Genomic DNA, 21,078 nt, shown 5'->3' with positions numbered 1-21,078 from the left:
CTCCTAATGTTTTGTTTATATCTGGTAAATCATCAAAAAATCATCTTTAATTCTATGCTGATAATCCCAGTATTCTCCGTTATATTTCTGGGCTATAGTTTTTAAGTTTGGGATCTCGAAATAGTTAAAGATGGATCTTGGAAGATGGTTCAGCGATATTTGAGGAGATTGTAGAATTTCTCTTGAATATAACTCCAGCATAATTCTAAACTGCTCGTCATTCACAGGTAGACGCTTTTTCAGTGTTGCTTTATTTCCATTCTTTCCAGCAATTCCGAAATAATCGAGTGTTTGAATAAATGATCTCGCAGCTCTCCCTACTACATCCCTTTCTCCTAATTCATCAATCATTTTCTTTTTCAGAAACTGTATGTCGAATTCTTCTCCAAAATCATATAACCGGAAGATATGTTCCGAAATTTTAAACAGAGTTTCGGTTTTCCCGATGAGGTAAAAAAGGTATATTGGCTTCATAAATTCAGGACCATATTCTGAACTTAGATTTTTCAGAACCAGATCCTTTCTGACACGAGCTCTGCTGTTTTCAGATCTGAGAAAGCACCTGAATAGGACAGTCCTTGCTTTCCTTTTTCCTTCTTTTCCGGTAAGTTCAAAGGCGATGCTTTCAAATGGTACATTTAACTCAATTAATTTTTGATCAGGAGTAGCGAGAAGCAAACTCTCATAAATCCATCGAGGTCTCAGAGGTCTGTCAAATCCTATCATTTTGACACCTCTATGAATGGGACGATGACTTCTTCAAGGTGTACTCCTCCATGATTTATGCCGGTAACATTTTTTTTTGCGAACATTTTTCTTCCTTTTGGGATGATGATGGAGTCCTTTCCAAGAGTTTCATTGTTATGGAATAGATAAAGCTCTGTGAATTTATCTTTACAATAGTCCCTTGCAAGAACATCCTCTGTGTACTTTAAAGCCCTTTTTGATTCAGGATCAGCAAGATACTTCTCTACAACATAACCGTTTCCCTCGCACCAGATTGTCCCGTGATCCGAAGCGATAAAGATTTTGTATCCTGCTTCTAAGAAAGTCTGGAGCGTTTTTGCAAGTTCGGACTTGTAAAGTTCCTTTTTAAGCAATTCCTGCATCGGAGCTTTATTTTTTATATCTGTTATATGGGGAAGGTGATGAGCGATGTTGTCAATGAGATTATTGATGATCCCAAGATATTCAAAATCCAGATAGTTCTGGTTCCAGTTTGAACCTGCATTTATGAAGCATTCAACGTACTTCCCTTCCTTATTTTCCCAGTTTTCCTCTACAAATTCTACAAATCCCTTATCTTCGGGCTTGAGTTTATCAGTAATTTTCTCTCCGCAGAAAAGTGCCCTTCTTGAGATGGAAGTCACAGTGGGTAACATGGCGTAAATCGCATTCTCTTTGAAGTCGAAAATCCCGTTTTCTTCCAGGTAAGCTTTTATGCAGTACCATTCCTGAAAAGCCATGCCATCAAAACAGAACAGAAGCTTCTTTTCACCTTCTTTTTGCCCTATATATTGCATTGCCCTATCAATGGTGACGAGATTGTCTCTAGAATTCTGAAAAAACAATTCTTTGTATTGATTGAGTATAAATGGTTCAAACCGGGTTGTAAGCTCAGCATCAAGTCTTCTGTACTCCTCTTCTTCAATCAATCCTTCATCTTTGAAATAGGAAGTTTCTCCCCATTTCATTGCTATGCTGCGCCAATCAATGGGGTCACATTTAAGAATCTCCCAGACTTCCTCAATTGATTTGGACTTTTCAGACGATATGGCAGTAGACTCATCAGATTGCATCTTTTCCTTTATTCCTGTGAGAGAGGAATTAGAAAAGTCAATGTCAAACTCCTTATTCAGTGAATTTGCTCCTCTATACTCCTGCCACTTTGATTTAATCCAGCTATTAAACGATTCAGCATTTTTCCAGACTGCTTCCGGAAGCAGGTCTGATTCTTGAAAGGAAAACCCGATTTTTAGCAGATTTGTTTTAAGAGGTTCCGGTATTGTATCAATATCCTGATAGGCGATGTACAGGAAAGAAATAAGCTGCTCTCTGGAATCGATTCTCTGCAAGTTTGTTCCCCATATCCACGCACAGATAAGAGTCAGGGTAGATTTTTCATCAGGAGTTTGAGGCGAGTACACAGAGTTTTTGCATGATGTGTACAGCTTCTGATAAATGCTTGCCGGAAAGCTCCTGACTGTTTCATGGTCCAGCTGGGGAAATATATTTTTCAGGCTCCAGCTGAAGGTCTCGGCTCTATTTTCAATATCTGAAGGGAAGTATACTTTTTCCGAGGACTTGAAGATAAGCAGTCTTTTTGCGGAAGATTCGACGGTTTCTTGGGGGGGTTCCTGGCTTTTGGTTGTTGATAGGAAGCCGCGTAATTTTAATTCACTTTTGTAGTTATGTATATGGAAGTCCGGTTTGAGCTGTTCCTGGATTTCATGCAATGATCCGAGATTATCCGGATCAGAAACTACAAGTATGCCGCTGTAAGAGTTTTTCACCTGGGATAACAGCTTTGTGTACCATTTTTCTTCCATTATACAAACTCCACGTAGGCGATCTGCTCACATTTAAGGGACGGGACAAGCATCTTTCTCTGCTGAAGTTCTGTTCTATTGTTTTCTATATCTCTATTCAGTTCCCGAATTTTTGCTTGCTTGATGTTTTCCACAGCTATCCTGTTTATGGATTCTTCTTTATCTCGGAAATATTTCTTCATTTTGTTTTCGATTTCTGTAAGTCTCTCATTCTGGGATGAGGAGCATTCATAGTATATTTCCTCAGCTTTTTGTTCAAGAGTTTTTTGTGCTGCTTCTTCTACAGCATCAAAGGCAAAGTCGAGTTTCCCTGCAATGAGTTCGGAAGCTTTTATTTTTGAAGGGTCTGCGAAGTACTGAGAAATTCTGCTGTTGTGCTTAAGACTGCTGTTAATGAATACGGGAATCAGGTATTTTTTAGGAGAGTCTATATTGTTTGTGATGCTCAGGCTGTGGACAAATAGGAAGCCTGACTCTCCTGCAAATTTACCTTCGTGGACCTGCAAGCGAGCTGTGGTTGCATTTTTAAGGTTTTTGTCCAGGTGCTGGATGAGATTTTGCACGTAAGGATGGGAGAAGCTGAAGAGTTCGCAGTTTTCGTTTTCCACAGAAGCTTTCTGGTCAAAGATGACATTTGTAATTCTCTTTCCTGAAAGTGGGTCTTCAAAGTAATATATGTGCTCTTTTGTTTTGTAAGGAGCAAGATTTCCTCCATTTTCTGTAAGGTAAGCCTCCATAAGGCTCTGGACCAGGATATTTTGTTTTTCTAGTTCGTGTTTTGAAATCGAGTACTTTTCTTCAAGCCCTGAGAATGGAAGCGTGATATCTCCACTGTTTATGATTTCCTTTGCCCGGAGATATATTTGTTCGGCAAGGGTATTGAGGTTCTCAAGGTCCAGTTCTCTTTTCTTTACGGCATCGATGTAGATTTTTTCAAAGGAGAACTCATCCTGAAGGGTGCTGAGGATGTCTGCAAGTTTATCTTCCCCATCATTGAATTCTATTTTAATGGTTCCGAGTTTTGTCTCGATGACCTCTCTCACCCTCTGCTCTACCGTGTCTTCAAGCTGGAAATTTACTATCTTTACATCATGCTCCTGCCCAATACGGTCGATCCTCCCTATTCTCTGCTCAAGTCGCATAGGATTCCAGGGCATATCGTAGTTGACCATGACCCAGCAGAACTGCAGATTTATACCTTCTCCTCCGGCATCGGTAGAGATCAGGAACTGGGATTCATCTTGGAACTTCAACTTTTCCAGAAGCTTTTCGTCCGGGGACATACTCCCGTTTATGAGTGCGGTTTTATATCCAAGGCTTTTTAGGCATTCATCTATGTACTTCTGTGTCTCAACGAATTCGGTGAAGATGATAAATTTGAGTTTGGGGTTGTTTTCCCGGATGATGAACTCATCAATGATTTCAAGGAGCTTCCTGAATTTGGCATCATTCCTGCCGGTTGAGGCTTCTTTTGCAAGGTTTATGATATTTTTGAGATTGAGAATTTCATAATCGATATATTTGCTTTTGGCAGGGAAAATTTCAGGCGATCCTGCCCTTTCGAGAGCTTCAAGTTGTTCTTCAGCAGTCAGGTCTTCGAGATTTTCGAGATCAATCTCGTTTTGAGTTTCTCCACTGTTCTCGCTTCCTGCCTCTCCTCCGATTCCTTCAAGTATCTTTTTTTCGTCCTCAAGAACATTCAGCCGTCTGGAAAGTGCACTCAGAATCGCTCTTGAACTGCTGCTTACCATGCGCTGGTAGATAAGAAGGAGAAACATAAGAGCCCTATCATTAACCCTCTCCGCAAGGTCGTAGTATTCGGATACATATTCAGTGACTTTCTCGTACAGTTCAAGCTCTATTGTATCTTCCCTAGAGTATCTGTCAATTTTGCATAGGGAAGTTATCCGCTGCTTGAAAAGCCTGTTTCCGGAAAAGTCCACTGCAGCCCTTTTGTTGTTCCGGACAGTAACCTTCAGTACATCTTCAGGTTTGAGTTCGCAGCCCTTATAGAAAAGGTAGGGATCAATCAGGTGAAGGAGGTTCCTGAATTTTGCAGAATCCCCCTGGTGAGGGGTTGCGGAAAGCAGCAGGAAGATTGGCACTGCTTCTGACAGCTCCTTTCCTACTTTATATCTTGCAGTCTCTTCCCCGGAAAAGTCCTTCGTGAGCTTGTGAGCCTCATCGATAACAACCACATCAAACCCTGACTCAACAGCCGCCTCGAAGACATGCCTGTTGTGCCAGGTCCGATTTTTGAGCGTCCTTTCCCCTAAATTGTCTCCCAGCTTTTTGGGCTTGATGAAATCCACAGACGTGATGATTCTGTCTGCAAGTTTCCAGACATTTGTCTCCTCCCCATGCATTTTCTTTAAGGACCTTACAGTATCCCTGTCATAGAGTGCAAATTCCTCTGAGAACTTCACCTTCAGCTCGTCCCGCCACTGCCCGCAGAGCCCTGATGGTGCAATGATCAGAATTCTTTTTGCAATTCCCCTTGCCTTGAGCTCTTCATAAACAAGAGCAGCCTCAATAGTCTTACCCAGCCCCACTTCATCTGCAATCAGGGCTCTCGGCTTGAACTGGTCAAGCACGAAATTTACTGCAAGCAACTGATGGGGCAGAGGCAAAATCTTGAAATTTCCGGCAGCCTGCAGCCCTTCCTGAGCCGCAACCGCAAGGATATGGTCCTTCAGCAGCCTCAGCATAAACTTTGAAGCTGGGGAAAACTCACCTGCCCGAAACTTTTCTTCCGGTGTTCTCACTCCAGAGAGATCCGATACAGGCAGAGTAAGTTTCTCCCTTGTCCCTTCAAAAAAAACGTCAGCATACACCTGCCCAAAAACCTCTCTCGTCACCAGCACCGTCCCAGTTCCTTTTTCTTCATAAGTGCTGCTGACGACAGTGTCTCCAACCCTCATCTGCAGATACAGCTCCCTCAGAACTCTCCTGTCTTCATCCTCGCAATTTCCACGAAATCGTTAATCTCACTGTTGTTTTCAAGGATATCATTATCAAGCTTCTTGGCCACGGCAAGGATGTCTTCAAATCGCTTTTCTTGGTAAGCTTTGGTAAAGCCGAGTTTGATTGCTTCTTTTCGGATCGATTTGATCTTCTTGCTACTGGATCTTGCTTGTAACAGAATGTTATCGAAGGTTTTTAACAGTTCTTTTTCGTTCTTTTCCAGTTTTTCGGATTTTTCTTTGTCAGTTAAAGGTCTGCGATATAATCCATTTTCGAATATAAAGTTAGTCTCTAGTAGTTGTTTTATTTTTGGAATATCGTCATCTGTATTAGTTATAATTGGATTATAAGCTGTTAAAATATCGCTATAACTTTTAGGAGTGTTTAAGAAGTTGTAGAGCCATATAAGAGCAGATTTTTCGTCACTAATAAAAAGTGTCCTTTGTTTTTCAAAAATCTCTTGTATTGCATTTAGACCATGACATTTTTTCCATTCTTCATAAAGAGATAACTGGCTATCTGTAAACCAATATCCGTCGATAAGTTTGAACTCCTCGTTTAACAAATCATAAAACTGTTTTGCAGTTAATCTAATTTCATACCCTTTTTGGATATAATACGCAAGCATTTTTGAATAAAGCATCTTTTCATTACGTCCTATATTTGGCTCTACTGGAAGATGCTGAAGATGTTCCTCTATGAATTTAAATTCAAAATTTTTCCCCGCAGTTTTTAGGAAGCTATCCTCAAATTCTTTTTTCGGTTTATATGCATTTATAACAAGATCTTTTTCTGCCGATCCTGGAGCAACCATTTGGTTGTAACTACCTTGCTGTTTATCCAAAACTGCAATTTGAGCTACAATAAATCCTGCTTTTGCTAAACCATCTTGAATCGAGTTCCAAACAAATGGATCAGTATTATGAAATTCAACAGTAATCCATCTATTTGGCTTAAGAATTCTATACATTTCTTTGAAGCAGGAAGTCATCAGTTCTTTGTAATCCATTAGAGATTTGTTCTGTGTTTTGTTAATTATCGCTTCTTCTTTATTGTTTGTAAATACTTTTAATAGTGACTCCCATATATAGTTCATTTCGGAATACATTAAATTCTCGCCAAATGGTGGATCAGTAAAAATGTAATCAATTGAGCATGATTTTATGTTTAACGTAGTGCTTGATCCAGTAGTCACCAGAAAATTCCCTTTACTTTTCTTGAAATCAAAAGCATAGGAGATATCTTTAATTTTTTCTCTTGCGAGATCTAAGATATTCCTTTCTGCTATTAAACTAGGAATAAACATAGAGTTGGGAAGGGCGCCTGCAAGATTTATTCTTCCATTTTTAAATCCAATATTATGCAATTTACTTCCAGTTTTTACAGCAAAGGATGTTAATAAGAATATAACTTGACGATTATATTTAGATTTTAATGCTTTGTTTAATATAGCAGATATTACCCACAAGTTTCTTTTCGTGTAAAAATGGTGAACATGAGTTACTCCTAAATGACAACCAGCTCTCCACATGTCTCCCCAATTTCCTCCTTTGCCCATCATCGGATTTGTAGGGTGCCAGTATGGGATCTCCCTTTTTAGGATATTTTCTATTACATTTAAATCGTTTGAATCTGGTCTTTTTATAAGTCTCTCTTTGCCAATATTATAATTAATTAAAACAGGGACTTTTTTTGTTTGAATAATTTCTTCGTTAATTGATGAGTCAAAGAAAGAAAAAGTAGAGCGCTCACACTCTTTTTTATTCAATTTTGAGTTGCAGTGTAGGCAACAATACTCTTTTTTGTGTTCTAAACTATCTTTATCAATAGCAGCATCCCAGAATACATACTCATTTTTGCAATATGGACATACTAATATATCTGACCATATTATGTAGTTTATCTTTCCATTCTTTTTCCTATCATTATCAAAAGTTTCATACATCCAACCGCATTCGTTTTCTACTTCGGCTAAAATTCTAGAAACTTCTTTCTTAAAGTTTAGAATATCTACGGGTGTATTATAATTGTATGCTATGAAAGCTGCTGCAGGTGACAAATCACACAAAATTGCTCTTCTATGTAATAGTTGAGCAGCAATACCACTCATCCCAGTGCCGCAGAATCCATCGAATATTATGTCTCCTTCTTTTGTGTAGTGCTCAACAAATGGCATGATAGCTTTATGAGGAACTTTTGTATGATAGGTATGGGCCATATACACTTTGTCGCTTTTCCCCTCACTTACGTCACTAACAAAAGGTGTTCTCTCATACGTATCCGTATCTTCGTCATACGGCTTTCCAAATGCCTCTATGAAGTCTTTAATGTAAGGATTCGGGCAGGCCGTATACCACGGAGCATCCGATAAGGCAAGAATATCTTCATCCTTGCCGATGGGAAAGCCTTCGATATTCCTTACTGAATCAAGTAACTCTTCCAAGGGTTTGCAGGAAGCTGCGAATTTTTCCATTTTTTCTTTTTCAGGGTCTTTTTCATTGAACAGCATTTTATCATTCCTGCTGGGCAAGCTTTATTCTTACTTTGGAGAGGTCTTTGCCGGCAACGAGTTTTTGCATGAGTTTTTTGATGCGGGCGTCGAAGTTTGTGTAGTCCATTACCTGTGATTCTTTAAAGACGGCTTCCAGGAATGCGGTGGGGTTTACTTCAACAATTTCTAATTCACGGAAGAGGTTGTTTAAAGCGATTACGAGGGAATCCTCAATGGTTTCAGGGAGTTGAGACGAGCGGATTATAGCGTCTACAAGTGTTCGCTCTTCCGGGGAGAGATACTGGAGGTTTTCACGGTAATTATCTAGCTCGGCTAGGAGGGTGTTTTCCCAGTCTTCATAAATGGAAAGGACTTTTTCATCAAGACGGGAGATCTGGAACTCAGGGTTTTCATTTTTAAAGCCTTTTGGGAAGCTGCATTTTGTGCAGACAACATTTTTGTCCAGAATGTTCACATTGAAGGAGGAGCACTGGAGGTTACTCAAAGCTGAAATCTGGTTTTCGACTTCTATGAATTTACGCTTGTTAAGAAGTTCCACATTCTTCAATTTGCGGAGCTTATGGTAAGTCGAAGAACCTGTAACTTGCGTGAGTTTTGACCAGTTCACTTTGCTGCCCACATTGTTTTCATGGGCATGGTAGTAGGCGGACTTATACTTCTTACGGATGCTCTGAAGTTTGCCGAGTAGGGGGTTAAAATCTTCAGGAGAGAGGAGCTTCTCTGCATCTGAGAGGATGGCAAGGGAGTCATTAATAAAGCTGTCAACCCCTTCTACCTGGATAATGTCCGGGTATTCATCCATGACCTTTTTGACTTCAAGGGCATAGTCCAGTTCAGACTCGATTTCTTCAAAGAATTTCCTGTAAAAGAGATGCAGTTTTCCAAGCATCTCGACAGCCTTTCCGATTGCCTCAATTTCACTGTCGGAGTAGATAATCTTCTTCAGGTCGTTTGGTGTTTTCACAAGCTCAAAATTGGAAAACGGAATACACTTTAAGGTCTCATGCCTTGCATTCAATCCTTCGATATCAATGATACTTGAGTGCTGCAGGGAGAGTTTTTCGAGTTTCTGCTTTGCATCATCGAATTTCTCCTTGAGTTCAAGATAGATTTTCCTGAATTCCTGAATAGCTGCGTTTCGCTTGCTTGACTCAAGGACTTTCCGGGCAGTACCCTGGTCCAGTCCAACCGCCATAAAAAGCTTGATTATGGGCTGCTTGTCAAATTCGCTTTCAAGAGTCAGATACTTTATGTTTTCAAATGCCTCAATACTGCTCTTAAATACGTCTGCCACTTCAGAGGAACCAATGGTCTTTCCTCCAGCAGCTTTTAAAGCAATTTCCCCGGTGTAGGTTAGCGCCACCATCACAAATTCTGTCATTATCGGGTCATACCCGTAAGGCGAATTCTTGAACTCGGAAACAAAGTCGGCCACAGGCAAGTTCTGCCCTGCATTTCCCTTTGCGGCTTCCAGGATCTTCTGAGCGACCTCTGAATTTGTGGTTGAAGTGTTGCCCTTATCATCGAGAAGCTCAAGAGCGTTCAGAATCGACTTTGAGCCGCTGAAAAGAGTTTTCTGTTCTCCATTCTGGGAGACCATATTCTTTACAGCAGTGCTAAACTCTCCTTTTATATTGTCCTTTGTAATCGAATTTGAAAACTTGGGGTGTTTTTTGTACTTTTCATTAAAGTAAGAATCAAATATTTCGGGCTTGATTTCGGTGAATAGCTCATCGAAGTTGCTGAATTCCCTGGCAATCAGGCTTTTTATGCTCTTTTTTGCATCCCCTATTTCCACAGTCCCGTTTTCAAGGTAAGATGCAGCTAGCAGCCTTGTGAAGTCTTTTTTCAGGGAAGCATACTTTTTCTGGATTATACTGCGCTGGTAATTGTCATTTATCAGGGCTTTTGCCGAGGCAAGCATCTTAAGCTGCTCAAAAACATCCTGTGGCAGTTTTCCAGAAATCTGCAGCCTGTTATTTTGAGACCTGTAACGTTTCCCGGCACAGAAAGGCGATATAAATACAATCTGGAAATCCCCTTCGATCTTCTCAGCTACATCGCCTTTTCCGGTTTCATATACAAACTGCCCCTCACGGAATGATTTTTTCGATTTCCACTGGCAGGTATCTCTAAACACTCCAAAGCCTGTTTCTTCTCCAAGAATCAGCTGGTCTTTCAGGATTCCGAGGATTTCATCATCGAGAGCGTTTTCTGGAAGATTATCAGATTTTCTTTTGATAACCTGGTCATAGTCAATGTTGAGTTGAAGGTCAAGGAAATAATACCCTTCTTTAGTGCGGTTGATAAACTGCCCATCTGTAACCTTGCGGAGCTCGTCCAGTACCAGGGTGATTTCGTCCTCTGCTTCCAGCATCTTGTTGCTCGGCAGAACAAGCAGAGTGTTTGCAAGTTCCTGAGCATTGGCTCCGTTGTTTGTACTTTTCCCGTAAAGCTTCAGGACTCCAAGAGCCTTTACGATTTCAGCAGCTGTTTGCTGACGCTTTCCATCGAGGAGGTCTATTTTGCTGGCCAGTGTCTGTACAGCATCGACTACGGGAGAGACAGTCTCAAGGTTTTTGACTGTATGCTTTGACTCAATCTCATCGTAGATCAGGTCATAGGTTATCAGGTGGGGGAATTCTCTATCAAGGACTTTTTCTACTTCCTGAATCGTAAACTGGATCACACCGCGTTTTTCAAAATAAGGAAGTTCGCTGAAAACCTGAATTACATAGGGGTGGAGAGGGAAAAGGTCAATAAACTCGTTAAGATTTGCCTGAATCGCAGGATAGTACCTGGTGTAATCTGAAAACAATTTCTCAAGCTCAAGTCTCTGTTCTTTTGATTTGTTCAGCACACGCTTTGCAATGACTTTCTTTATGTCTTCCCTTTTGATCGTAATAATCTGGAACCTTTCGGAAACCCTGCCGAAACTCTCAGCTTCATCAACATACTTGGGATTGGTGAAGATATGTTCCTGCATGGCTCCTATAAATGTGAAATCGCTCTCCTGAGCAACCTGGCCGAGAATTCTTAGAAACTGTACATCCCTTGTAATTTTTTCCTTGTCCTTTTGCTTGAGGAAATCTGAAATCTCGTCCACAACAACAATCAACCCCCGAGTAGGGTCCTGTGCTTTTATAGCCTGTACCACATCATTGATCATTTTCTTGTGGTCTACGACTTCCTTTAAGGGGAATTCATACTGGATGCCGTAGTTTTCCTCAAGCTGCTGTTCAATCCTGTCATAGAAATAGGCTGCAAGCTCGACATCATTAGGCTGCAGTTCCCATCGGACAACCACAAACTCCCTGTTGATATTTTCTGCTGCTTCCCGGACCTTTTCATTCTGTATTGAGGATCTCAAGCTTCTGTCGCTAAGAATTGAAATAATGAATGCAAGCAGGTGAGACTTACCGGAACCGTATCCCCCTATTACCTGAATTGCCTTATGTGTGTCTTTTTGAAAATCATTAAGGATATTGATGAGGTATTCTTCCATAGACTGCGAAATCACATAGTTTTCCACCATCTTCCGCTTGTCATATGAAGAATCAATATCTATTACATCTTTTATCTTCTCAAAATTAATAAGTTCTTTTATTTTAGGCATCAATATCCTCCATTTTCACATTTATTAGCTCACTAACATCCATCTCAACATGATCTTCTTTTCTATACTCCGAATACTGGATTCGTGAACCTGAAATCTGCCCTTCAAGAATTACAATACACTCCTTATCCCGTGATCTGTATTTAAATGCCCCCACAGGAGTTAACTTTCCAAGCTCGGGAGAATATAATATATTGGTGTTATAAAGGATCACTTTGTCTGGAAGTGAGTTAAACCACTGCTTGATTTTATCCCCTATTCGAAGTTTGATTTTATTTTCCGGGATATCCTCGGTCATTTGGAGGATGTTTTCGTTTACATCATAACTTGTCCAGCCCTTGTTTTTAAGAGCATTGATTATTTTTTCATGCTGTTGATTGTTGTCTACTATCACAAGCATTTTGTAATGGTTGGTCCGGTTTTGTTCCAGCAAAGTATCTAGTTGCATATTCTCATCTCAAAAATTTGGATAATATTTAAAAAGACAGATAATAAACCTTTCTAATTAATTAATGTATCAAAGGAACTTTAAAAAGAAAAATAAAGTTATACTATATGTCAGCTGTTGAAAAAATCAACTTTTTTTATCCTGATCCCGGTCGAGCATGAATTTTACTGCATCAGGATGCAGTTTGACCTCAAAATTCATCAGATTTTATCCAGGGATACGAACTTCTCTTTTTCTTCCAGTTTTTTGTACTGGCGTTCCATGAAAGTCTCACAATCAACTGCATCCATCAGGCGCTTGAGGATGTCGCTATAGGTTTCCCCTTTTTTTCCTTACTGTTTTAATCTGTCTCTCTTCGTCATATTCGTTATCCCAGAATGACAACAGGGAACCCTCTGAATAGTCCTCTGTAATAGTTTTCTTATTTTTCGTAAATGAAACTTCTGGAAGTATTTGCAGTTTCTTACATGCTTCAGCAGTTCTTCAATAATTTTCATAACCTGGTGCCCCCCACTCTTTGGATCAGTATCTTTACTCCAGAAAATCTAACCGAAGAAACTCATGTCGGCACCAGTTTACTTAACACATCATCCTTCATTATCTGGTGAAGATCCCTTTCAGAAACAACATCGATAGAGATTCCAAAATGTCTTCAAAATAAAATCCAGGTCCCGTAAGGTGTAAAAGGCTCGATCATTCCCCTGAACCTCATCAGGATATTTATGTCTTTTTCCTCTCTTTCCTCACCTCGTGTGTATGAGCTGAAAAGTGGAGTTAAATTATAATATTCTCTTTTCTATCTATCTCTTATGTCCAGGCAGCTTGTAGATTCAATAGACCGCATTCTCGACAATACTATATTGCAGTTTGAGAAGGGGCAGTACAAAAAAGCGCTCGAAAACCTTGTAAAGGCTGAAAAGCTTTCGGAGAAAGTAAATAGGCCGGACCTCTTATGCCAGACCCTTCTGTTTAAAGGAAGGGCTCTGCTTGCCCTGAACCGGCAGGAAGAAGCCCTGGTTGAGTTCCAGAGGCTTATGGAGCTTTCGATTTCGCTCTTTTTAGAGGATTCGGAGGATAACAGATACCAGTACTTTGTCTACAATTCTATAGGTTTTACAGCAAGAACACTTGGGGAAATTGACGATATTTCAAAAATAAAAGAGTCTCTTTCCAGAAATGAAAAATACTTCGGGAAAACCTTTGATGCATTTGAAAAGCTGATTGCAAAAGAGCCGGAGGATTATGACTCCATTGAAAATTATTTAAGAACTCTGGAGAACGTCCGGGGCTACTACATGAGAGCCAGGCAGTATGAAAATCAGACTTCGATGATGAGAATGATCTTGCAGAACTATAAGAAAATATTTGAAACAAGGTCAAAAAAAGAGGAACTGTATGATACCCTGAACAAATTGATTGACGAGTATAAGACTTACTGCTTTGCTTTCATGAAGCCCGATGAGGCAAAAGAGGTCTTTGCGCAGGCCGAAGAAGTCTATAAAAAGGTCCTCAAAAAAGAACCCGAGAACAGACTTGCTTTCAGGGGTCTCATATCCTTATATGAAGATCTCGGGGACCTGTACTCAAAAATAGGGGATATCGAGAAAACTGAAGAAACCTTCCTGAAATCCCTCGAAGTCCTGGAAGAAAAGCTCCGGAAACATCCAGAGGACATTTCTAACAGCAGGAAGCAGATTGAAATCCTCCAGTCCCTCAGCAGGTCCCTTTTTCATGGAGGGGAGACTGAAAAAGCGGATAAATACGCTGAAAAAGCCCTCGAAATCCTCAAAGAGCTGCCAGGGAAAAAGCCTGAGGACCTGGACTATCAACATGATATTTCCGACGACTTCACCGAGCTTGGGGAGCTGCTTGGAGAGATCGGCGACATCGAACATGCAAAAGAGTGCCGTATGCAGGAGATCGAGATCTACAGGAATATACACGAATTAGACCCTGAGGACTTTGTGAGTGTAGCAAATATAGCCGCTACCCTTGACCAGATAGGGCACCTCCATGCAGGACGCGGGGAAACGGAACCTGCAAAACAGTATTATGAACAGGGAATTGAAATCTATGAAAAGCTGCTCGAGTCCGACCCAGAAAACCCTGAATATGAAATCGGTATTGCAGATTCTTTCAATTACATCGGAGAACTGTACACTTTTCTTGAACCTGAAACCGCCTGCCATTATTTTGAAAAAGCTCTTGCCATAAACGAAAAAGCAGTGAAAATGTCTCCGGAAGATGCCGATTACAGGGAAGGGCTTATTTACACTCTGAAAAATCTTGCGATCTCAAATATCGAGCAAAAACAGTATGAAAATGCAATTCAGGCGCATGAGCGTATTACAGAACTCTACCAGGAAATTGCCAGGAAAAATCCGGGGAACCCGGAGCATAAAAAAGCTCTGGGCACTGCCTTCAGTGAATTGGGGCTCGTTTTCGAAAGGGCAGAAAAGCCCGAACTTGCAAAGCAGCAGTATTCAAAAGCAGTAGAAGTCTTCAGGCAGATCCTGCAAAATGAAGATGAAGACCTCCTCACAAAAGACCTGCTGGCAATGAACCTCCAGATGCAGATCTCTCTCTTCACCCATGCAAAAAAACACCACGTGGCAAAAGAATACCTGGATCTTGTCCGCGACTACTATGAAAAATTATACGAAAACGACCCTGAAAGCCCGAAAAATTGGAAAAGTCTTTACGAGATTCGGCTCCTTGAAGGGATTTTGCAGGAATCCATGAAAAATTACGGAACGGCTATCGAAAAGTATGAATCAATATTTCCGATTCTCAACAAACACCTTGGGTCCGACCCTGAAAAACTTGAATACCAGGAAAAGGTTAACATCATATATTCCCAGCTCGGCATTGTTTACCTTTCAGCCGATGAACTTGAAAAGTCCAAAGAAGCCTTTGAAAAAGCTCTGTCCATAAACGCAAACCTGCTTGAAAAAGATCCGGAAAGTCCCGTATATATAGGAGATGCAATTGCTACATTTGAGGAATATGCTAAGTTACTCAGAAAACTTGACCGGAATGAAGAAGCAGAGGAATATAAAGCAAAAGCTGAAGAACTAAAGACAAAATTGGAGAAAGAGACCCCTGAAAAAAAGATCTGATTTCTTTTCTGTGTCTCTGCAGGTGTTGCCTGAATTTTATGCAATAGTCAGAGTCTTTGAGTTACCGGGGAAGTATTTTTTTCCCTTTTTCTTTTTTCTAAGCTTGTTAAACTATGTTCCATTCGTTTTTTCCTTTTTTCCGTTCTTTCCGAATGAGAAGGAGGGTAGACTATGTTTCTGACCGATTTCTTTATATACGGAAATGATGTGTATAGTGGAGCCATTAACTAGTTAGTATCCGCTAATTTCTGAGAATATCTGGCCGATTTCCGGTCACATTTTTGACTTTCAGGAGCCTGTGGCTGTCGGCAGATGGGATGGGGCCCCAGTCCGGAAATGCTAGGAGGCTCAGAGATTTTTGTATTGCACGCAAAAGGTTGCAGGAAAGCGAATCCTGCGGCAGTCCAGAACTGTCCAGAAACGCCTGAAAACCTTTCACGTTCATTGATTATGGGAAAGCTCAACCGAGCATTCGGAAGATAAAAACCTGACTGCCTGAGGGTATCAGGACAAAGCAAAACAAAACTACATACACGAATTCACTTCGGAGGAATTACTTGGCAAGAAAGAAAGTACAGAGAAAGCTTGACGGATGGAAATCCAAGGAATGGTACAATATTGAAGCCCCTGCTTACTTAAACAGGGTTGTTGTCGGAAGCACAATGGCAGGAGACCCTGCACTTCTCTTAGGCCGCAATGTTGAAACCACAGTTGGCGAACTTACCAACGACATGACCAAGAACAACACAAAGGTCATCCTCAGGATCAACAACGTTGTCGGAGACGTAGCCACTACCGACCTCATGGGCCACGAGCTCACAACCGATTATGTCCGCTCAATCGTAAAGAGGCAGACCTCCAGGATCGACGCCAACATCGAAGTCCAGACCAAAGACGGCTTTGTTATCCGCGTAAAGCCGACCTGCTTCACCATCAAGAGAGCACGCTCAAGCCAGATGATGGCCATCAGGGAAATGATGGTTGACATTGTCAAGAAGCGAGCATCCGAAACCGATTTCGAGACCTTCATGCAGGAAGCAATCCTTGGCAGGCTCTCAGCAGCCATCTACAGGCAGGCCAAGTTCATCTACCCGCTCCGCAGAGTCGAGATCAGGAAGACTCAGGTAGAAGCAATGCCCGCAGCTGCACCCGCACCTGCCGAAGCATAATTCTTTTCGACTAAAAATTAGAAGCAGGAGAAAATCCGAAAGGATTTTCTTATCTCTCTTTTGAACTTTGTTATTTTTCAGAATTTTCTTATCTCTTTTGAATTCTCACTATTCTAATGCTTTCAATTTGCGGGCAAGGTCGCTCTCCTTCGTCAAGCAGGAAAAGAAAGGTTTGGTATAGCTAATAAGGTTGTACTGGTCGGAGGCTCAATAATTTAGTTCGGAGCTCTTTTTAAAATGCCTTTACTTCCTCTCTTTCCTGCCACTTTCAACAGATGTCGCTTTTGAAACTCTGCCAGCCTCTGTCCTTTCAGTATTTCTTGCCGTATTTTTCGCCCCGGGCTCTGCTGCAGATTCTGCAGAACTCTTCCCCTGTGCCCTTGCTCCGCTTCTGGGTCCCGTTTTTCTCCAGTACTTTATTCCTTCAGTGCAGCGGCGGTTTATGCAGATCTCTTCTTCCGGGCTTTCATTCCCCTCACCCTCTTCTTTCAGCCTGAACAGCTTCCAGCCGCAGCTCTCACAGGTTTTGTCAAGCAGGGTCAATTTTCCGGTCTTAGGGACAGAATGTGTATACCCGCAGCGTTTTGTGCATCCGAGGAAGCGGTTATCCTTGAAAGATATCAGGAACATGCTCCCGTCACATTCGGGGCAGGGTCCCACGGTTTCAGGAGGGTAGCATTCCTTTTCAAGCTCGCATTTAAAGCAGGGACCTACACCGACAGCCCAGTTGTATTTGTTTCCCACCTTAAGGACGGCAGCTCCTTCTTTTTTACACTCCTTGCTCCTGAGCACGGCCAGGGCTCCGGTTTTCGGCAGAGAGAAGGTGTTTTTGCAGTCAGGATAGCCTGTGCAGCCCACAAAGCGCCCGGAATCCGTCTGTATAATCCTGAGCACGTGCCCGCAAGCCTTGCAGGTTCCTATGTAGTTTTTCTTATCTTCAAGGGCAGCTTCGTCCTTGATCGTGCCTGCAATATTTGAAGTCAGCTCTTTTTTGTTTGCTTCAAGCTGGGCATACATCTCTTTTATCAGCGCAGTACCCTCATCAAGGGCGGCTTCAAACTCTTTTTTTCCGTCTTCTACTTCCTGGATAAGAGCTTCAATCTTTGAGCGGATATCAGGTTTTACAAGGATAGGGACAGACAGTGAAAGTCCTTCCATGAGGGTGAAGCCTGTATCAAGGATCGAAATTGTCTTTCCTTTGTTCTCAAAATAACCCCGTTTTTTGTTTGTTTCTATATGAGTAGGAGCTGTCGCTTTTGTCCCTATCCCGTGCTTGTCCATAAGAGTCAGGAGTTCGGCTTCTGTCAGCTTTTTCGGAGGGCTGGTTTTGGACTTCGTATTGCTCAGCTTTTTTACGTCAACCTTCTCTTTTTCTTCCACAAACGGGAGAAGCTTATCTTTTTTATTTTCAAAAGGATAGGCTTCGAGCCAGCCTGCATCTTTAAGCACGGTCCCTGAGGAATCGAAAGGTTCTTCCTGAACCTTCAGGTGAAGATGGGTTTTTTCAAAAACTGCTGCAGGCATAAGGTTTGCCAGGAAATGCCTTGCAATAAGGTCATAGACTTCGGCTGCCTGCGGGATATTTACTGCAGAACTGACCTCTCCCCTTGCTGCCGCCCTGATTGGGTGAATTGGAGGATGGTCGTGTGCATCTTTTTCTCCATTCTTCGGCACTATCGGGGCGGAGAGGATTGACTCTGCAAAAGGTCTGTACTCTTTCTGCCTTGCGAAATCAAAGACAAGGGACTTGAAATCGAAGTCGTCTGCGTATTTGTTGGTCTCTGTCCTCGGATAGCTTGTAAACCCTGCAAGGTAGAGCTGTTCTGCGGTTTCGAGTGCAACCTCAGGGCTGATTCCCAGGAACTTTGAAGCCCTTTTCAGGAATTCTGTAGTATTCAAAGGGTTCGGGGGGCTGGTTTTAGCTTCTTTCACCGTTTTCTTTACGACAAGCCCCTCTTTTGCCCCCTTTAGCTTCTTGAAGATCTCAGCTGCTTTTTCTTTGTCATGGATGTTTCCTGCCCTGTGAGTGCCTTCGAATTCTCCGTCTTTTGCAGCAAAAATTGCAGTAATTTTCCAGAAGTCCTTTGCCTCAAAAGCCCGGATGGCTTTTTCTCTTTCGTACACAAACCCGCAGGTAGGGGTCTGGCATGGTCCTATTGAAAGGACGTCTTTTGTTCTTGCTTTTTCCCTGACCGATAGCGTGACAAAACGAGTAAATGCAGCCCCCATCTTCAGGTCAAGGATCTGCCTGGCTTCGGCAGCCATAGCAAGGTTATGGTCAGGGTCAACAGGGCTTTCAAAAGCTTTTCTGACTTCTTTTGGGGAAAGGGCTGAAAAACGAGCCCTTGCGACAGGCACGTTTGTAACCTCTTCGGCAAGGGTTTTTGCTTCAAACCCTATGTTTTCCCCTTCCCTGTCATAGTCGCATGCAAGGATAATTTTGTCTGCCCTTTTTGCCAGGTTTTTTATTGCGGCTTCATATTCTTTCCTTGTCACGAATTTTTCGGGGTCGACCTCAAGCAGTGTGCCCGGGTCAACTTCGCTCCATTTGTTGTACTTCTCGGGAAAATCATAGCTCATGATGTGCCCGGAAAGCCCCATCACCAGCCACTCTTCCCCTTTCCATTTAAACTCGTAAGCAGGCAGTCCCTCAACCGAAATTTTATCCACTTCTCCCTCGCCAAGGATGCTGGCGATCTGGGCTGCTGCTTTGTTTTTTTCTGCAAATGCGACAACTGTCATATGAAGTACCTTAACCTTATTATTGGAATATCGAGTTTTGTAAGGAAACCTTATGGAAATATCCAGAGGATTTTAAAGGAGAAATTAAAAACCCTTCGCTTTATAATAAACAGGAACTGATTTCCTTCACATGTATGCCCTGATTATAAGCTTACATTATTTATATATTTGATTATTTATACATTATTGGGAGACTTTTCCGAATGTAAAAAGCTATATATCAGTTTATTCTCTGTTCTAAGCGACAAACTGGAATTCCGGATTAATCATTATAATCAAGGTAAACAGGGAAGTTAGTCAGTCTAGAGAACTTTGTTTAACTGGAAGGTTCATACAATCATATTCATACAACCATATTATTCCATTATCTTTATTATTGGTACATCTGCCGGTAGTTCCTGTTTTTTACTGGTATGTCCTTATAGTACGTCCTTAATCAGGACTGGAATACTATCTTATCCACCTCGTTATCTGGAGTAAAAATGACACTGATGGAAGATGCAAAGCGGGGGATCATCACTCCTGCAATTGAAGCCGTGGCAAAAGCTGAAGGAATAGATGCTGATACTGTCCGTTCCTGTGTTGCAAAAGGGCTGATCGCCATTCCGAGGAATGTCAGGCGAGAAACCCTCCCTGTAGGTATTGGCAAATACATGAGCACGAAAATAAACGCCAATGTAGGCACATCCAGAGACTGCATCGATATCGATGCCGAAGTCGAGAAGGCAAAAGCTGCAGAAGCCTTCGGAGCCCATGCAGTAATGGACCTCTCAACAGGCGGAAACCTTAACGAGATCCGCACCCGTATCCTTAAAGCCGTAAATATTCCCGTAGGGACTGTCCCCATTTATCAGGCTGCAGCTTCCCAGAAAATTGTGGTGGAAATGACTTCCGACGACATGTTCAATGCCGTCAGGAAACATGCCGAGCAGGGTGTGGACTTTGTGACCGTTCATGCCGGAGTCAACCTGAACTCCCTTGAGCGCCTGCGCCAGAGCGACAGGATCATGAACGTGGTCAGCCGCGGCGGTTCTTTCACCCTTGCCTGGATGCTGCATAACGGGGAAGACAACCCCTTCTATGCCGAATTTGACTATCTCCTTGAAATCGCAAAAGAATATGACATGACCCTGAGCCTCGGAGATGGTATGCGCCCTGGTTGCATTGCCGACGCTTCCGACCGCCCGAAATTCATGGAGTTTATTACTCTCGGAGAGCTTGTAAAACGTTCAAGGGCTGCCAATGTTCAGACTTTTGTTGAAGGTCCTGGCCATGTCCCATTAAACGAAATCGAACTCAGTGTCAGGGGCATGAAAGAACTCTGCGACGGAGCCCCTCTCTACCTCCTGGGCCCTCTTGTCACCGATATTGCCCCTGGATTTGACCACATTACAGGTGCAATCGGAGGAGCAGTAGCAGGGATGCATGGCACTGACTTCCTCTGTATGGTAACCCCCTCCGAACACCTCGCCCTCCCATCCCTCGAAGATATCAAAGAGGGCCTGCTGGTTACAAAACTTGCAGCCCACACTATCGATCTCATAAAAGAAGGTCCAAGGGAACGCGCCTGGAAGCAGGACACAGCAATGGCCTATGCCCGCAGAGACCTTGACTGGGAAAAGCAGTTTGAGCTTGCAATCGACGGCAACCGAGCTCGCAAAATCCGGGACTCCCGCAAGACAGAAAGCGATGCCTGTTCCATGTGCGGAGAACTCTGTGCAGTTAAAATCGTAAAGGAAGCTTTCGGGGAAAAGAAAAAGGAAGAGTAAAGGCGGAAGAGTAATTTCTTTTATTTCCTTTTTCTTTCAATTCTCTGGTTTTTTCTTCTTTCCTGTCTCTTCTTACAAGTGCAGCTTCCTATTTTTTCCTTCAAATTAGTCTGCTTGAGCGGAGCGAAACAGACCTCGTGCTCCCGAATCGAAACTCGGGAAGCGAAACAGACCTCGTGCTCCCGAATCG

The 21,078-nt window shown here is 42.2% G+C and carries 10 protein-coding genes; 3 read left to right on the top strand and 7 right to left on the bottom strand.

Annotated elements, in window-relative coordinates; translation table 11 throughout:
- Positions 1-15: 15 nt before the first annotated feature.
- The 6 genes from PLL47_RS09310 to brxF are packed head-to-tail and all read right to left on the bottom strand — an operon-like array spanning position 16 to position 12,089.
- Positions 16-726, bottom strand: coding sequence for a hypothetical protein (locus tag PLL47_RS09310; protein WP_324445920.1), 711 nt, complete (start codon positions 724-726; stop codon positions 16-18).
- Positions 723-2,549, bottom strand: a complete 1,827-nt coding sequence (locus PLL47_RS09305) for a PglZ domain-containing protein (RefSeq protein WP_324445919.1) — start codon at positions 2,547-2,549, stop codon at positions 723-725. The genes PLL47_RS09310 and PLL47_RS09305 overlap by 4 nt, the downstream gene beginning before the upstream one ends.
- Positions 2,549-5,470, bottom strand: coding sequence for a helicase-related protein (locus PLL47_RS09300; RefSeq protein ID WP_324445918.1), 2,922 nt, complete (start codon positions 5,468-5,470; stop codon positions 2,549-2,551). The genes PLL47_RS09305 and PLL47_RS09300 overlap by 1 nt, the downstream gene beginning before the upstream one ends.
- 17 nt (positions 5,471-5,487) lie before the next feature.
- Positions 5,488-8,022 carry a DNA methyltransferase gene (locus tag PLL47_RS09295; RefSeq protein WP_324445917.1) on the bottom strand — a complete coding sequence of 845 codons (2,535 nt, stop codon included), beginning with the start codon at positions 8,020-8,022 and terminating at the stop codon, positions 5,488-5,490.
- Positions 8,023-8,026: 4 nt separating this feature from the next.
- Positions 8,027-11,641, bottom strand: a complete 3,615-nt coding sequence (locus tag PLL47_RS09290) for a DUF6079 family protein (RefSeq protein ID WP_324445916.1) — start codon at positions 11,639-11,641, stop codon at positions 8,027-8,029.
- Positions 11,634-12,089 carry a BREX-3 system P-loop-containing protein BrxF gene (gene brxF, locus PLL47_RS09285; protein WP_324445915.1) on the bottom strand — a complete coding sequence of 152 codons (456 nt, stop codon included), beginning with the start codon at positions 12,087-12,089 and terminating at the stop codon, positions 11,634-11,636. The genes PLL47_RS09290 and brxF overlap by 8 nt, the downstream gene beginning before the upstream one ends.
- 809 nt (positions 12,090-12,898) lie before the next feature.
- Between brxF and PLL47_RS09280 the strand changes: the two genes are divergently transcribed.
- Positions 12,899-15,208, top strand: a complete 2,310-nt coding sequence (locus PLL47_RS09280) for a tetratricopeptide repeat protein (protein ID WP_324445914.1) — start codon at positions 12,899-12,901, stop codon at positions 15,206-15,208.
- Between the two features lie 557 nt (positions 15,209-15,765).
- On the top strand, positions 15,766-16,377 hold the full coding sequence (locus tag PLL47_RS09275) for a 30S ribosomal protein S3ae (RefSeq protein ID WP_324445913.1): 612 nt from the start codon (positions 15,766-15,768) through the stop codon (positions 16,375-16,377).
- 243 nt (positions 16,378-16,620) lie between these two features.
- Here PLL47_RS09275 and PLL47_RS09270 read toward each other — a convergent pair whose 3' ends face one another.
- Positions 16,621-19,119, bottom strand: coding sequence for a DNA topoisomerase I (locus PLL47_RS09270; protein WP_324445912.1), 2,499 nt, complete (start codon positions 19,117-19,119; stop codon positions 16,621-16,623).
- Positions 19,120-19,601: 482 nt separating this feature from the next.
- Between PLL47_RS09270 and thiC the strand changes: the two genes are divergently transcribed.
- Positions 19,602-20,888 (top strand): phosphomethylpyrimidine synthase, encoded by a 1,287-nt coding sequence (gene thiC / locus PLL47_RS09265; protein ID WP_324445911.1) that lies wholly within the window; start codon positions 19,602-19,604, stop codon positions 20,886-20,888.
- The last annotated feature ends 190 nt before the right edge of the window (positions 20,889-21,078 follow it).

This window comes from Methanosarcina sp., assembly GCF_035390745.1.
Lineage (GTDB): Archaea > Halobacteriota > Methanosarcinia > Methanosarcinales > Methanosarcinaceae > Methanosarcina.
This window is presented reverse-complemented; position numbering and strand designations above follow the sequence as displayed.

What these genes read in the sequence shown, in the direction of transcription:
- thiC (WP_324445911.1), top strand. Translation starts at nt 19,602, where the DNA reads ATGACACTGATGGAAGATGCAAAGCGGGGGATCATCACTCCTGCAATT.
- brxF (WP_324445915.1), bottom strand. Translation starts at nt 12,089, where the DNA reads ATGCAACTAGATACTTTGCTGGAACAAAACCGGACCAACCATTACAAA.
- PLL47_RS09300 (WP_324445918.1), bottom strand. Translation starts at nt 5,470, where the DNA reads ATGAGGGTTGGAGACACTGTCGTCAGCAGCACTTATGAAGAAAAAGGA.
- PLL47_RS09270 (WP_324445912.1), bottom strand. Translation starts at nt 19,119, where the DNA reads ATGACAGTTGTCGCATTTGCAGAAAAAAACAAAGCAGCAGCCCAGATC.
- PLL47_RS09295 (WP_324445917.1), bottom strand. Translation starts at nt 8,022, where the DNA reads ATGCTGTTCAATGAAAAAGACCCTGAAAAAGAAAAAATGGAAAAATTC.
- PLL47_RS09290 (WP_324445916.1), bottom strand. Translation starts at nt 11,641, where the DNA reads ATGCCTAAAATAAAAGAACTTATTAATTTTGAGAAGATAAAAGATGTA.
- PLL47_RS09305 (WP_324445919.1), bottom strand. Translation starts at nt 2,549, where the DNA reads ATGGAAGAAAAATGGTACACAAAGCTGTTATCCCAGGTGAAAAACTCT.
- PLL47_RS09310 (WP_324445920.1), bottom strand. Translation starts at nt 726, where the DNA reads ATGATAGGATTTGACAGACCTCTGAGACCTCGATGGATTTATGAGAGT.
- PLL47_RS09280 (WP_324445914.1), top strand. Translation starts at nt 12,899, where the DNA reads ATGTCCAGGCAGCTTGTAGATTCAATAGACCGCATTCTCGACAATACT.